Source organism: Raoultella sp. T31 (assembly GCF_002806725.1).
Taxonomy (GTDB): Bacteria; Pseudomonadota; Gammaproteobacteria; order Enterobacterales; family Enterobacteriaceae; genus Klebsiella; species Klebsiella electrica.
On record NZ_PIBO01000004.1, the window covers coordinates 134414 to 147444 of the forward strand.

13 protein-coding genes are annotated in these 13031 nt (G+C 57.3%); 2 read left to right on the forward strand and 11 right to left on the reverse strand.

What is annotated here, in order from left to right; all coding sequences use genetic code 11:
- Positions 1 to 10: 10 nt before the first annotated feature.
- The 3 genes from cspA to CWM52_RS04360 form a co-directional block, all read right to left on the reverse strand.
- The gene (gene cspA / locus CWM52_RS04350; RefSeq protein WP_000014594.1) at positions 11 to 223 is read right to left on the reverse strand and encodes an RNA chaperone/antiterminator CspA; all 213 of its coding nucleotides are present in this window, start codon (positions 221 to 223) and stop codon (positions 11 to 13) included.
- 261 nt (positions 224 to 484) lie between these two features.
- Complete coding sequence (locus CWM52_RS04355) at positions 485 to 775, reverse strand: HTH-type transcriptional regulator (RefSeq protein ID WP_100682965.1); 291 nt, start codon at positions 773 to 775, stop codon at positions 485 to 487.
- A gap of 241 nt (positions 776 to 1016) precedes the next feature.
- Entirely contained in the window at positions 1017 to 2375 is a 1359-nt protein-coding gene (locus CWM52_RS04360; RefSeq protein ID WP_100682966.1) for an MFS transporter, read from the reverse strand.
- 440 nt (positions 2376 to 2815) lie between these two features.
- Between CWM52_RS04360 and CWM52_RS04365 the strand changes: the two genes are divergently transcribed.
- The gene (locus CWM52_RS04365) at positions 2816 to 3526 is read left to right on the forward strand and encodes a DUF3053 domain-containing protein (RefSeq protein WP_100682967.1); all 711 of its coding nucleotides are present in this window, start codon (positions 2816 to 2818) and stop codon (positions 3524 to 3526) included.
- Positions 3527 to 3583: 57 nt separating this feature from the next.
- Here the strand turns inward: CWM52_RS04365 and ghrB are convergent, their stop codons facing one another.
- From ghrB to CWM52_RS04395, 6 genes are all read right to left on the reverse strand, one after another.
- The gene (gene ghrB / locus CWM52_RS04370) at positions 3584 to 4555 is read right to left on the reverse strand and encodes a glyoxylate/hydroxypyruvate reductase GhrB (protein WP_100682968.1); all 972 of its coding nucleotides are present in this window, start codon (positions 4553 to 4555) and stop codon (positions 3584 to 3586) included.
- A 24-nt stretch (positions 4556 to 4579) separates the two neighbouring features.
- Positions 4580 to 5860 (reverse strand): MFS transporter, encoded by a 1281-nt coding sequence (locus CWM52_RS04375; RefSeq protein ID WP_100682969.1) that lies wholly within the window; start codon positions 5858 to 5860, stop codon positions 4580 to 4582.
- An 84-nt stretch (positions 5861 to 5944) separates the two neighbouring features.
- Positions 5945 to 6883, reverse strand: coding sequence for a sugar kinase (locus CWM52_RS04380; protein ID WP_100682970.1), 939 nt, complete (start codon positions 6881 to 6883; stop codon positions 5945 to 5947).
- Positions 6884 to 6886: 3 nt separating this feature from the next.
- Complete coding sequence (locus CWM52_RS04385) at positions 6887 to 7636, reverse strand: sugar phosphate isomerase/epimerase family protein (RefSeq protein WP_100682971.1); 750 nt, start codon at positions 7634 to 7636, stop codon at positions 6887 to 6889.
- Positions 7637 to 7746: 110 nt separating this feature from the next.
- Complete coding sequence (locus tag CWM52_RS04390) at positions 7747 to 8763, reverse strand: LacI family DNA-binding transcriptional regulator (protein ID WP_100682972.1); 1017 nt, start codon at positions 8761 to 8763, stop codon at positions 7747 to 7749.
- Positions 8764 to 8886: 123 nt separating this feature from the next.
- Positions 8887 to 9549: an OmpA family lipoprotein gene (locus tag CWM52_RS04395; RefSeq protein WP_100682973.1), complete on the reverse strand. Its 663-nt coding sequence runs from the start codon at positions 9547 to 9549 to the stop codon at positions 8887 to 8889.
- 166 nt (positions 9550 to 9715) lie between these two features.
- Here CWM52_RS04395 and CWM52_RS04400 point away from each other — a divergent pair, with 166 nt between their 5' ends.
- Entirely contained in the window at positions 9716 to 12046 is a 2331-nt protein-coding gene (locus CWM52_RS04400) for a molybdopterin guanine dinucleotide-containing S/N-oxide reductase (RefSeq protein ID WP_100682974.1), read from the forward strand.
- Here CWM52_RS04400 and CWM52_RS04405 read toward each other — a convergent pair.
- Positions 12015 to 12455 carry an N-acetyltransferase gene (locus tag CWM52_RS04405; RefSeq protein ID WP_100682975.1) on the reverse strand — a complete coding sequence of 147 codons (441 nt, stop codon included), beginning with the start codon at positions 12453 to 12455 and terminating at the stop codon, positions 12015 to 12017. The two genes, CWM52_RS04400 and CWM52_RS04405, sit on opposite strands and share 32 nt — an antisense overlap.
- On the reverse strand, positions 12433 to 13014 hold the full coding sequence (tag, locus tag CWM52_RS04410; RefSeq protein WP_100682976.1) for a DNA-3-methyladenine glycosylase I: 582 nt from the start codon (positions 13012 to 13014) through the stop codon (positions 12433 to 12435). The genes CWM52_RS04405 and tag overlap by 23 nt, the downstream gene beginning before the upstream one ends.
- Positions 13015 to 13031: the final 17 nt, after the last annotated feature.

Sequence of the window (13031 nt, forward strand, 5' to 3'; positions counted from 1 at the left end):
TAATTTAAGCTTACAGGCTGGTTACGTTGCCAGCTGCCGGGCCTTTAGCGCCGCTTTCGATGGTGAAGGAAACTTTCTGACCTTCATCCAGAGATTTGTAGCCATCGTTCTGGATAGCAGAGAAGTGTACGAACACGTCTTTAGAGCCATCGTCAGGAGTGATGAAGCCGAAGCCTTTGTCAGCGTTGAACCATTTTACGATACCAGTCATTTTACCGGACATAGCGAAATACCTTTAAATAATAAATGAACCTTTCGGCGGTACGGTCTGGACTACAGATTTGAAGCTATAAAGGGAAAGTTCACTACCGGGGTATCTATGATAACCGCTCAAGGACTACTCTATACTAATGCTCTGTGGTCTGTACATCAAACCTGCGAGCATTAACTCATTTTTGCGGTGTGATAGCAAACCTTTTTTCATAGAAATAAAAACGGTCCCGATATAAGGACCGTAACCAGACCTGATTCTTATTATAGAGCTTTAGTCGATAATCTGCCTTGAAAGCTGCGGGTTTGCCTGAATCAGGCGCATTAATTTGAGCTCCGTGGATGAGGGTTTCACCCGTCTTGATTCCCACTCTTGTACCATCGCCACGCTGACGCCCATGGCATTGGCAAAATCATCAATTTTCAGACCAGTGCCTTTGCGAAGCTGTTCAAACTCGCTAAATGCGGTCTGCTTACGAGGCTGGGCGATCGTCTGGGAAATATCTTTGAAAACAATTTGTTCCAGGCTGCTAAGCAGTTCAAACACCGGATCTTTATATTCCATTGAGAACTCCTTCTGTCACACAGCAAAAGAAAATTTAGTCAAGCCTGTTAAGAATAGTCAGAAAAAACACAAAGAATAGTCACGGTGGTTATTATGTGCAGGCAGCCTATCGTCTTAACGGATATTCGGGGATGAAAACGGCAGATAAGGTGATGATTAATCATCAGACGTGTCGCAATGGAAAATTTTTGTAAACAGATGAAAAATCCGCCAGGCCAGCGGTTGCCCGCTGGCCTGAGGGTCAGGCTTTTTGCATATTTTCGGTTTTTGCCTGCGCAGGTATCGGCTGGCTCTTGCTTATCTTATATTTCACCAGCAGCGCGATGGCGGATAAAAACGCCGGAATCGACAACAAGGTAAAGATGGTCACGAAGGAGAGCTGCGCCTGCATCAGGAAGGCTCCGCTGAAGGCGCCGAGGATGCCGCCAAACCGGCCGAGGCCCAGCATCCAGGCGACGCCGGTCGCCCGGCCCTGGGTGGGGTAAAATCCGGCGGCCAGGGCCGGCATTGATGACTGAGCGCCGTTCATAATACTGCCGGCAATAAAGACCATTACGCCCATCAGCACCAGGCTGTTGGTGGAGAAGCCGACCAGAAAGACGCAAATGCCGGTCAACAGCCAGCCTACGGCGACCACTTTATTGGGGTTCATTTTGTCCATCAGAGCGCCGAGGATCAGCACCCCGATACCGCCGCCCAGCGGAAAGAGCGCGGTGATAATCGAAGCCTGGCTCATTGACGCCCCGGTTTCGCGAATCAGCAGCGGAAGCCAGCTGGTCAATAAATAGAAAATCAGCAGCCCCAGAAAGTAGGTCATGCACAGCATCATGGTACCGACGAGATAACGGGGGGAGAAAATGACGGCCAGGGCCGATTTGTCTTTCACCTGGCCGGCTTCACGCAGCTCAAACTCAACCTGTTCAGGCAGCGGGGCGATACGACGCAGAATGGCGGCAATACGCTGCGATGGCTGGCGCTTGACCACCAGATAGCGCGCCGACTCCGGCAGTAAGAACACCAGCGCGACGGCGAGTAGCAGAGGCATCACGCCGCCCAGAATCAGGACGCTTTGCCAGCCGTAGTGCGGGATCATCCAGGCCGAGAGGAATCCACCCAGCGAAGAGCCCATCGGGAACCCGACAAACATCAGATTGACCAGCAAAGCGCGACGGCGTTCCGGCGCATACTCGCTCATCAGCGTTGCTGCGTTTGGCATGGCGGCGCCCAACCCGAGGCCGGTCAGAAAGCGCAGCAGCGTCAGTTGATTGAGGCTGGTGGCGAAAGCGGTCAACAGACTAAAGCTTCCGAAAACCACAATCGACATGAGCAGAACTTTTTTTCGGCCAATGCGGTCGGCCAACGGGCCTGCGGTCAGCGCCCCCACCGCCAGACCGACGAGCGCAGCGCTCATCACCGGGCCTAACGCGGATTTTTCCACACCCCATTCCTGTACCAGGTCAGAGGCAATAAAGCCGATGATGGCGGTATCAAACCCGTCCATCGCGACGGTAATAAAACACAGGGCCAGAATCATCCACTGGTACTTCGTAAACGGATGTTCGTTGATAAAAGCCTGAATATCGATGGTTGTCTTATTCATACAGCATTCCTGGCAGCCGGAGCGGGGGACGGTGTCGGGCAATTGCCGCCTCTCTCGCTGTCGTTAATGTGATTTGTGCGATAATCGAACGCATCGCCGTTAATCGCTCATTTATCAAACCACTGAACCTGGCCTCAGGCAACGCAACCGGTCCAGGAAGCGTGCGATTATCGTTCGCTTTCACGGATTCGACGCGCAACAATGATTTTATTTACAATAAAATCATGCTGTTACTGACCATTCTCGCCGGGCGAGTTATGGCGTTAATTGTGATGGGCTTAACAGACGCTGGCGTTCTCCCGTCAATCGCCGCGAACGGTGCTTTTCCTGCGTAAGATTGTCAGGAAAGAGTATCCTGCAAGGCCGACCTGGACTATCCTTGTCAGCGTCTGGCACGCGTGTGTCCGTGTGCGCTTTTTTTGGCTGAAAGGAGTAAAAAAATGGCGACAGGAAAGTCCTGCTCTCGCTGGTTTGCGGCTATTGCGGCCTTATTAATGGTGGTTAGCCTGAGTGGGTGTTTCGATAAAGAAGGCGATCAGCGCAAAGCGTTTATCGACTTCCTGCAAAATACGGCAATGCGTAGCGGCGAACGTCTGCCGACGCTGACTGCCGATCAGAAAAAACAGTTTGGTCCTTTTGTTTCCGATTACGCGGTGATTTACGGCTATTCACAGCAGGTAAGTCAGGCGATGGATGCGGGTCTGCGTCCGGTCGTAGACAGCGTGAATGCGATTCGCGTGGCGCAGGATTATGTGACTCAGCGTGAACCGCTGCGTCAGGCAAACGGCGCGCTGGGCGTACTGAGCCAGCAGCTGGAAAATGCGAAAATGCAGGCCGATGGCGCACATAGCGCGCTGAAGCAGAGCGACGATCTGAAGCCGGTCTTTGACCAGGTTTACAGCAAAGTCGTGACCGCCCCGGCGAACGCACTGCAGCCGCTGATTCCTGCTGCGCAGGTCTTTACTCAGCAACTGGTGCAGGTGGGTGATTTTATCGCTCAGCAAAATGCTCAGGTGAGCTTCGTGGCAAACGGGATTCAGTTCCCGACCTCGCAGCAGGCCAGCCAGTACAACGCTCTGATTGGCCCGCTGGCTGCCCAGCATCAGGCTTTCAACCAGGCGTGGACGGCGGCGGTTAACGCAACGCGTTAACCGGTTCGCCAGCCCGGGTCAGGAGTTGACCTCGACCCGGGTCGCTTCAGCTTACCCTCACTTCACCTGCGGGTTGACGCAGTTCTTCTCAACCTTGCCATTCAGCGCATCAATCAAATTGTCTACCGCACAAGCCGCCATATTGTAGCGGGTCTCATGAGTGGCAGAACCGATATGCGGCAGCGCGACGACGTTCGGCAGACTTAACAGCGGCGACTCTTTCGCCAGTGGTTCCTGCTCGAAAACGTCCAGACCCGCCGCGTGGATTTGGCCATTCTGCAACGCGGCAATCAACGCCTTCTCATCGACAACCGGGCCGCGCCCCGCATTAATAAAGATGGCGGAGGGCTTCATTCTGGCGAATTTTTCCGCGTTGAACAGGTGGTGAGTCTCGGCGGTCAGCGGCAGGATCAGACAGACAAAGTCGGCTTCCTGCAGCAGCGTATCCAGATCGCAGTAACGCGCGTTAAAACGCTCTTCCGCCTGCGGGTGGCGGCTGCGGGCGTTATACAGAATCGGCATGCCAAAACCGGCGTGCGCGCGCTGCGCCAGGGCCATCCCGATACGGCCCATGCCGACGATCCCCAGCGTTTTATGGTGCACATCGCTGCCGAACCAGTCCGGGCCGATGCTTTTCGTCCACTCCCCGGCTTTCACCCGGTTAGCCACCTCCACCACCCGACGGGAAGTGCTGAGCACCAGCGCCATCACTGTATCGGCAACGGTTTCGGTCAGCACGGTCGGCGTATGCATCAGCAGCACCTTGCGCGCATTCAGCGCCCCAACGTCGAAGTTGTCATAGCCGACGGAAATGGTGGAGGTCGCACGAAGCCTGGGCATTTTCTCCAGTAACGCGGCGTCAACTTTTTCGCTCGACCCCAGCAGACCTTCCGCCTGGGCAAAGGCTTCCGCATGCTGCTGGACGGTGTCAGGGCTCAGGTTTTTCACCCGAGTGACGGTAAAGTGTTTTTCCAGACGTTGCTGCAGGTCGTCGGGAAGCGTTTTATAGAGAATAACGGACGGCTTCATGCGGATCTCCGTAAATAGTAAAGGTCAGGCGTGACGAGCGCCGATAGGGAGCTTTTGATTGTTAGCAGGCTTAACAATTAAAGTAAGCCATACCGAAGCAAAAAGCGCCACTCCCATGAAAATGTACGAGGCTGACGGACTACCGGTGGTGCCGTTCAGGTAGCCTACAAACCACGAGCCAAAGAATGAACCTAATGCCCCCATGCTGTTGATGAGCGCCATTGCGCCGCCGGCGACGTTACGCGGCAGCATTTCCGGAATGATGGCGAAGAACGGGCCGTAAGGGGCGTACATTGCCGCGCCGGCAATCACCAGCAGCGTATAAGAGGCCCAGAAATGGTTAGCGCCGACGGCCCAGGAGCCGATAAAAGCCAGCCCGCCAATCAGCAGCAGCGGCCAGACGAACAGTTTACGGTTCTGCATTTTATCGGACGCCCAGGAGACGACGATCATCGCAATCGTCGCGGCCAGATAAGGCACCGAAGAGAGCCAGCCGACTTCCACCATCCCCATATTGACGCCGCCGCTGCGGATAATTGACGGCAGCCACAGAACAAAACCGTACACGCCGATGCTCCAGGCAAAATACTGCATGCACAGCAGAATGACGTTACGTGAGCGGAAGGCTTCGCCGTAGTTACGCACGGCTTTAATACCCTGCTGTTCGCTCTCCAGCTGCGCCTGCAGCGCGGCTTTTTCGTTTTCCGACAGCCAGTTCACCTGCGACGGTTTATCTTTGACCAGCACCCACCAGCAGAAGGCCCAGAGGATGGCCGGAACGCCTTCAATAATAAACATTTCACGCCAGCCGAAGGACTGAATCAGGTAGCCGGAGACCACCGACATCCACAGTACCGTGACTGGATTCCCAAGGATTAAGAAGGTGTTGGCGCGTGAACGTTCTGATTTGGTAAACCAGTTGCTGATGTAAATCAGCATCGCCGGCATGACGGCCGCTTCAACGACGCCGAGAATAAAACGGATCGCCGCCAGCGCCGGAATATTGTGCACCATCCCGGTCAGCGAGGCGCAGGCACCCCACAGGATCAGGCAGATGAAAATCAGCTTACGTACGCTACGGCGTTCAGCATAAATCGCCCCCGGGATCTGGAAGAAGAAATAACCGAGGAAGAAAAGTGCGCCAAGAAGCGATGAGATACCTTTGGTAATGCCTAAATCTTCCGTAATGCCCGCTGCCGAAGCAAAACTGAAGTTTGCGCGATCAAGATACGCCAGGCTATACGTGATAAACACGATAGGCATGATGTACCACCAGCGTTTGGTTGCATTGGTAGAGCTGTTCATAGGCTTGCCTCTAAAGTTGAGGTTCATGACGCCGCCGCCGTATGTAGGGTACAGAGGAGGCCGTTATTATTACGCCGGTCCGGGCTATTCGCCCAGCGCCTCGCGTGTGGGTAATCCTTCGCTGTCGCCCTGGACCTGAATGGCCAGCGCGCCAATTTTGTTGCCGCGCCGTATCGCTTGTTGCAGCGTTTTGCCCTCCAGCAGAGCGCTAATCACGCCGACGGCAAAACCATCGCCGGCGCCCACGGTATCGACGACGTTATCGACTTTGACGGCTGCGACGGCGCCCTGTTCGCCCGCGGCGGTTTTGAACCAGGCGCCGTCGCTGCCGGTTTTAATGATCACGGCCTGAACGCCGCGCGTGAGATAGAAATCGGCAATCCCTTGCGGAGTTTGTTGGCCGGTGAGGATCATGCCTTCTTTGATGCCCGGCAGAACCCAGTCGGCCTGAAAGGCGAGCTGATTGAGTTTTTCCACCATTTCGGCTTCGCTTTTCCACAGCACCGGGCGCAGATTCGGATCGAACGAAATAGTCTTCCCCTGGGCCTTCATGGCGGCGGCGGCTTGCTCCAGCAGGGCGTATGAACTCTCCGACAGCGCGGCGGCCACGCCGCTGAGGTGCAGATGGCGAGCGCTGGCGAAGTAATCAGCGCGAAAATCCTCTGGCGACAGATGGCTGGCGGCGGAACCTTTGCGGAAGTATTCCACAATGGGATCGGTTCCATTTTCGGCTTTAGATTTCATCTGAAAGCCGGTTGCGTAGCGGCTGTCTTCGCTGACGCCGCGCGCATCAATCCCTTCTTTGGCCAACGAACGAAGGACAAAGTGGCCGAAACTGTCTTGACCCACGCGGCTAACCCAGCCGACTTTCAGCCCCAGACGCGCCAGGCCGGTGGCGACATTCAGCTCCGCGCCGGCGACGCGTTTCATAAAGTGTTCTACTTCAGCCAGATCGCCGGTTTCCGTCGCGACAAACATCGCCATCGCTTCGCCGATGGTGACGACATCTAATGTGTTTTCCATGACTTATTCCTCGCGTAACAAATTCACATAGCGACGGGTGACGGCCGTCAGATCGTGACCCACCAGCGGAAACTCGATCCCGCGTGGGGCATCGGCAGGCAGGTTGGCGAGCAGCGCCAGCCAGCGAGCAGGGGCCTCGTCAGGAGGGACGGCGCGAAAGTGCGCATGATGCGGCTCTGCTGCTTTGACGTGGATGTAGCTGACGGCGGGCGCCAGATGACGTGCAGCCTCTTCCGGCGAATCGCCGACCCACAGCCAGTTACCCATGTCGAAGGTCAGCGTGACGGGCAGCTGATTCACCCGACAGGCGGCTTTAAAGCGCTGCATTGGCGCAAGCTGGCCGCAGTCGGTCTGGTCGTTCTCTACCACCAGCGTCATGCCGCTCTCCTGCAGGATGCGGCGCAGCGATTCCAGACTGTTGTTATGGGTAAAATGGCCGAGCGACAGTTTTAACCACAGGGCGTTAAGGGTCTGCGCTTCCTGCAACAGCGTCGGCAGACGCGGGTTAAGCGCACCATTCGCTTCAAACAAGGCTTCCGGTGCGGAGTAGCAGGTCAGCAGGTTGTGGCGCTCGATGGTGGCGGCCAGCGCCGGCAGTTGCTTGAGTTCGTCGGCGCTGAATAGCTCGCGGCGAATCTCCACGCCATCGGCGCCGGATCCGGCGATAAACGGCAGTACGGCGGACTGACCGCCAAGTTCTTTAAGGCAATCATGACCATAGGCGGCGGTCACGACAATAATTTTTCTGGCCATCTGACAAACTCCCGGTAGCGCTGTAGCGAATCACACTATTACGCTAGATGGTACCGGTTCCAAAGAAAAGCAGAGGATGTCTAATTTATGATCACCATCACGAAGGAAGGTTAGCGGGAGGTCGATCCCCGCACGATCAGCTCGCCGGAGAAGACCCGTTCGCAGATGGGGTCGGTAGTGCCTTCAATCCGGCGCACCACCTGCTCAACCGCGGCATAGCCAATCTGCCAGGTGGGCTGTTTGAGCGTGGTAATACCCACGCCCGCCAGCTCCGCCCACTCCAGTTCATCGAAGCCGAGCAGGCCGATGTCGCTGCCCCATACCAGGCCGATTCGCTTGAGCGCGCGCGCAACCTGTAGCGTCAGGGCGCCGTTGGCGGAAATCAGTGCCTTGCGCATGCCGCGGTGGCGGGAGTGGAACTGGCGCAGCACCGTATCGAGCATGGCGCCGTCGTTGAGCGGAACTTCCGCGTTTTCCGCGACGATGCCGCTGTAGCGCTGGAGGGTGGCGCGAAACGCGCTCAGGCGTTCGCGACGGGTGTTCACCGAACCGAGCGGCTCGCTGAGGAACAGCAGGGCTTCAAACCCTTTCTCCACCAGATGTTCTGTGGCGGTGGTCGCGGCCTGGGTGTTGTCCAGACCGACGACATCACAGGCGAAGTCCGGGATTTTGCGGTCAATGAGCACCATCGGCAGCGCCGACTGCTGAAGGCGATTCAGCCCCTCTTCACGCATTCCGACGGCGTTGACCACGATCCCCTCAACCTGGTAGCTGCGCAGCAGGTCGAGATAGTGCAGCTCCTGGTTGAGCTCGTTATTGGTATTACACACCAGCAGAGTAAAGCCCTTTTCGCGACAGGCCGCTTCGATGCCGCTGAGAACATTGACCGAGTAGGGGTTGGTGATATCGGCGATGATCAGGCCAATCAGCCGGGTACGACCATGTTTCAGGCCGCGGGCCATCAGGCTGGGACGGTAGTTGAGTTCGGCAATCGCTTTTTCAATGCGCGCCAGCAGGTCATCGGAAAGCAGGTGCTTCTCGCCATTGAGGTAGCGTGAAATGCTGGTTTTGCCGGTGTTTGCGGCTTTCGCCACATCGCTAATGGTTGCTCGCGCCGCTTTCGCCATGATGGCTTCCTTTGCTGAAATCTGGAGAACACCTTAGCGCGAAAATCTGCTATATCAAGCATTTTGCCCGGCAAGCGGCGCTTACCGGGCGAAGGAGACGGCGGTCGCGGTCGACCGCCGGACTTACTGGAGCGGACTTAGGGTGATTTCTACGCGACGGTTTTGCGCTTTCCCTTCCGTCGTGCTGTTGCTGGCGATAGGGTTCGCCGGGCCCATGCCGCTGGTGCGAATACGGTTTGCCGTCACGCCCTGGGTGATGAGGGCGCTGGCCACGCTGTCGGCACGTTGCTGCGACAGGCGCATATTCAGCTCCTGACTGCCGGTGCTGTCGGTATAGCCCACGACGTTAACCGCGGTTTTCTCATACTCTTTCAGCACCATGGCCACGCCGGTGAGGGTGTTTGCTCCGGCCGGTTTCAGGTTGGCGCTGCTGCTGTCAAAGGTGACATTATTTGGCATGTTCAGCACGATGTTATCGCCATTTCGCGTCACGCTGACGCCCGTTCCCTGCATTTTCTCGCGCAGTTTTGCTTCCTGCACATCCATGTAATAACCGATGCCGCCGCCCAGCGCCGCCCCGGCCGCTGCGCCAATCAGCGCGCCTTTGCCGCGATCTTTTTTCGAAGAGGAGAGTGCGCCGACGCCCGCGCCGACCAGCGAGCCGATCCCGGCGCCGATGCCGGATTTCCCGGCTTCACGTTCGCCGCTATACGGGTTGGTGGTACAGCCAGAAATCGCCAGGGTGCCGCTAACCACAGCCGCAATCATGAGTACGCGTTTTTTCATCTTCTTTCCTTAATCCTTTTTATTCTTTGTCACAGCGTGCGTGACGGTTGATTATGACGTCCCGTTACGTAGAAAATTCCCCGGACCGGTACTCTTTTTGTAAATAACATTGAACGGTCATGTCACAGGCCGTCACAACCCTGCATTCGCTGACCAGGAGCTCGCTTTGCCAACCTCATCTGCAACCAAAACCATCTTAACCGCGGCTCACTGGGGGCCTATGCTGGTTGAAACGGATGGTGAAAATATCCTCTCTTCCCGCGGCGCGCTGGAGACCGCTTTCGCCAACTCCCTGCAAACCGCCGTGCGCGAGCAGGTACACAGCAAAACCCGCGTCCGCTATCCGATGGTACGTAAAGGTTTCCTTGCCGCGCCGGAGAGTCCGCAGGGCGTGCGCGGCCAGGACGAGTTTGTGCGGGTGAGTTGGCAGGAGGCGTTGGATCTTATCCACGCGCAGCATCGGCGGATTCGGGAAAGCTACGGCCCGGCATCGATTTTTGCCGGCTCCTACGGCTGGCGCTCTAACGGCGTGCTCCACAAGGCGGCGACGTTGCTGCAGCGCTATATGAGCCTGGCAGGCGGATATACCGGGCATCTGGGGGACTATTCCACCGGCGCGGCGCAGGCGATCATGCCCTATGTGGTTGGCGGCAATGAAGTTTATCAGCAGCAGACCAGCTGGCCGATGGTGCTGGAGCACAGCGATGTGGTGGTGCTGTGGAGTGCCAACCCGCTGAATACGCTAAAAATTGCCTGGAATGCTTCCGATGAGCAGGGGATCCCGTGGTTTGACCGCCTGCGTCAGAGCGGGAAGCGGGTGATCTGTATCGATCCGATGCGATCGGAAACGGCGGAGTTCTTTGGCGAGGCGGGCGAATGGATCGCTCCGCATATGGGGACGGACGTCGCGATGATGCTCGGCATTGCCCATACGCTGGTCGAAAACGACTGGCAAGATGATGAGTTTCTCGCCCGCTGTACCAGCGGCTATGACGTTTTTGCCCGCTATCTGACCGGTGAAAGCGATGGCACGCCGAAAACCGCAGAGTGGGCGGCGGAGATTTGCGGCGTTAGCGCGGACAAGATCCGCGAACTGGCGGCGCTCTTCCACAACCATACCACCATGCTGATGTCCGGCTGGGGGATGCAGCGCCAGCAGTTTGGCGAGCAGAAGCACTGGATGCTGGTGACGCTTGCCGCGATGCTGGGGCAGATTGGTACCCCCGGCGGCGGTTTTGGCCTTTCCTACCACTTTGCCAACGGCGGCAATCCGACCCGCCGGGCGGCGGTGCTGGCGTCGATGCAAGGCTGTGTGGCGGGCGGCACCGAAGCGGTCGAAAAAATACCGGTGGCGCGTATTGTGGAAGCGCTGGAAAACCCCGGCGCGCCGTATCAACACAACGGAATGGACCGGCATTTCCCGGATATTCGCTTCGTCTGGTGGTGCGGCGGCGCGAACTTTACCCATCATCAGGATACCAACCGCCTGATTCGGGCCTGGCAGAAACCGGAGCTTATCGTCATTTCGGAGTGCTTCTGGACCGCCGCCGCCCGCCATGCCGATATTGTCCTGCCGGCGACCACCTCGTTTGAGCGGCACGATATGACCATGACCGGCGATTACAGTAACCAACACCTGGTGCCGATGAAACGCGTGGTCGCGCCCCGCGATGAAGCCCGGGATGATTTTGACGTCTTTGCCGATCTCAGCGAGCGCTGGGAAGAGGGCGGGCGGGCGCGTTTTACCGAAGGGAAAACCGATCTGCAGTGGCTGGAGACCTTCTATCAGATCGCCGCGCAACGCGGGGCGAGCCAGCAGGTGACGCTGCCGCCATTTGATCAGTTCTGGCAGGCTAACCAGCTGATTGAAATGCCGGAAAACCCGGAAAATGCCCGTTTTGCCCGCTTTGCGGCATTCCGTGCCGATCCGCAAGCTAATCCGCTAAAAACCGCCAGTGGCAAAATGGAGATTCACTCTCCAACCATTGCCAGCTTTGCCTACCCGGACTGCCCACCGCACCCGATGTGGCTGGAGCCGGACGAGTGGCACGGCAATGCTCAGCCCGGACAGCTGCAGGTGCTGTCCGCTCATCCGGCGCATCGTCTGCACAGCCAGCTCAACCATACGTCGCTGCGCGAAAAGTACGCTGTTGCCGGGCGCGAGCCGTTAACCCTTCATCCGCGGGACGCGCAGGCGCGCAATATTGCCGATGGCGACGTTGTGCGGGTATGGAACGCGCGTGGCCAGGTGCTGGCTGGCGCCGTGGTGACGGAGGGCATTCGTCCAGGGGTTATCTGTTTACACGAAGGGGCCTGGCCCGATATCGACCCGCAGGCCGGTATTTGCAAAAACGGCGCGGTGAATGTTCTGACCAAAGATATTCCGACCTCGCGACTGGGCAACGGCTGCGCCGGGAATACGGCGCTGGCGTGGCTGGAAAAATATGACGGCCCCGCGCTGACGCTTACGGCGTTTGATCCGCCGGCCAACGCATAATCCAGGTCGGCTGTAGCGTATCGTCCTGCCATGCGCAGTCTTCTATCCGGAAGCCTTGCGCATGGTAGAAATTCACCGCCTGAATATTTTTCTGGTAAACCTCAAGACTGAGCCAGAGGTAGTGCTGTTTGACCTCGTTCAGCAGCGCGCTGCCGATGCCGCGGCGGATAGCGTCCGGTGCGACAAACAGCGCACCGATAAAGCGGGATTCCATCACACTGACAAAACCCTTTATCGTCGCGTCCTCTTCCCACACCCAGGTGCTGGCGGCGGGCAGGTAGACATCGCGCACGACGGCGATGCTCTCGTGCCAGTACGTTTCGTCGATAAAGGGATGGGCATGAATCGTGCTCTCCAGCCACAGGGCGAGCAGCGGGCCGATCTCTTTAGCGTCCCACTTGCGGATCATCATCGCCTCCCGGGTGACAAAAGCAGCTCGTCACATGATCGTTGACCAGGCCGCAGGCTTGCATAAAGGAGTAGCAGATGGTGGAGCCGACAAACTTAAAACCACGCTTTTTCAGCGCCTTTGAGAGCGCGTCGGACGCTGGTGTGGTGGTGGGGATCTCCGCCAGCGTGGCGGCATGGGAGATCTGTGGCTGATTGTCGACGAAAGACCAGACAAAATCGGTGAAGGATTCGCCGCTCTCTTCCATGGTCAGGAAGGCGCGGGCGTTGCCAATAATGGCCTGAATTTTCCCGCGGTGGCGAATAATTCCGGCGTCCTGAAGCAGGCGTTCAATATCGGCCTCATTCATGGCGGCGACGCGAAGCGGATCGAACTGATGAAAGGCCTGACGGTAGTTTTCACGCTTTTTCAGCACCGTAATCCACGACAGCCCGGCCTGCTGGCCCTCGAGGCAGATCATTTCGAACAGTTTAACGGCATCTCTTTGCGCAACGCCCCACTCGTTATCATGATACTGGATATAAAGCGGGTCCTGGCTTACCCATCCGCAACGCTGCATGTCTCTCTCCCTTTAGT

Coding starts and splice junctions, on each gene's coding strand:
- cspA (WP_000014594.1), bottom strand. CDS start 223: ATGTCCGGTAAAATGACTGGTATCGTAAAATGGTTCAACGCTGACAAA.
- CWM52_RS04355 (WP_100682965.1), bottom strand. CDS start 775: ATGGAATATAAAGATCCGGTGTTTGAACTGCTTAGCAGCCTGGAACAA.
- CWM52_RS04360 (WP_100682966.1), bottom strand. CDS start 2,375: ATGAATAAGACAACCATCGATATTCAGGCTTTTATCAACGAACATCCG.
- CWM52_RS04365 (WP_100682967.1), top strand. CDS start 2,816: ATGGCGACAGGAAAGTCCTGCTCTCGCTGGTTTGCGGCTATTGCGGCC.
- ghrB (WP_100682968.1), bottom strand. CDS start 4,555: ATGAAGCCGTCCGTTATTCTCTATAAAACGCTTCCCGACGACCTGCAG.
- CWM52_RS04375 (WP_100682969.1), bottom strand. CDS start 5,860: ATGAACAGCTCTACCAATGCAACCAAACGCTGGTGGTACATCATGCCT.
- CWM52_RS04380 (WP_100682970.1), bottom strand. CDS start 6,883: ATGGAAAACACATTAGATGTCGTCACCATCGGCGAAGCGATGGCGATG.
- CWM52_RS04385 (WP_100682971.1), bottom strand. CDS start 7,636: ATGGCCAGAAAAATTATTGTCGTGACCGCCGCCTATGGTCATGATTGC.
- CWM52_RS04390 (WP_100682972.1), bottom strand. CDS start 8,763: ATGGCGAAAGCGGCGCGAGCAACCATTAGCGATGTGGCGAAAGCCGCA.
- CWM52_RS04395 (WP_100682973.1), bottom strand. CDS start 9,549: ATGAAAAAACGCGTACTCATGATTGCGGCTGTGGTTAGCGGCACCCTG.
- CWM52_RS04405 (WP_100682975.1), bottom strand. CDS start 12,455: ATGATCCGCAAGTGGGACGCTAAAGAGATCGGCCCGCTGCTCGCCCTG.
- tag (WP_100682976.1), bottom strand. CDS start 13,014: ATGCAGCGTTGCGGATGGGTAAGCCAGGACCCGCTTTATATCCAGTAT.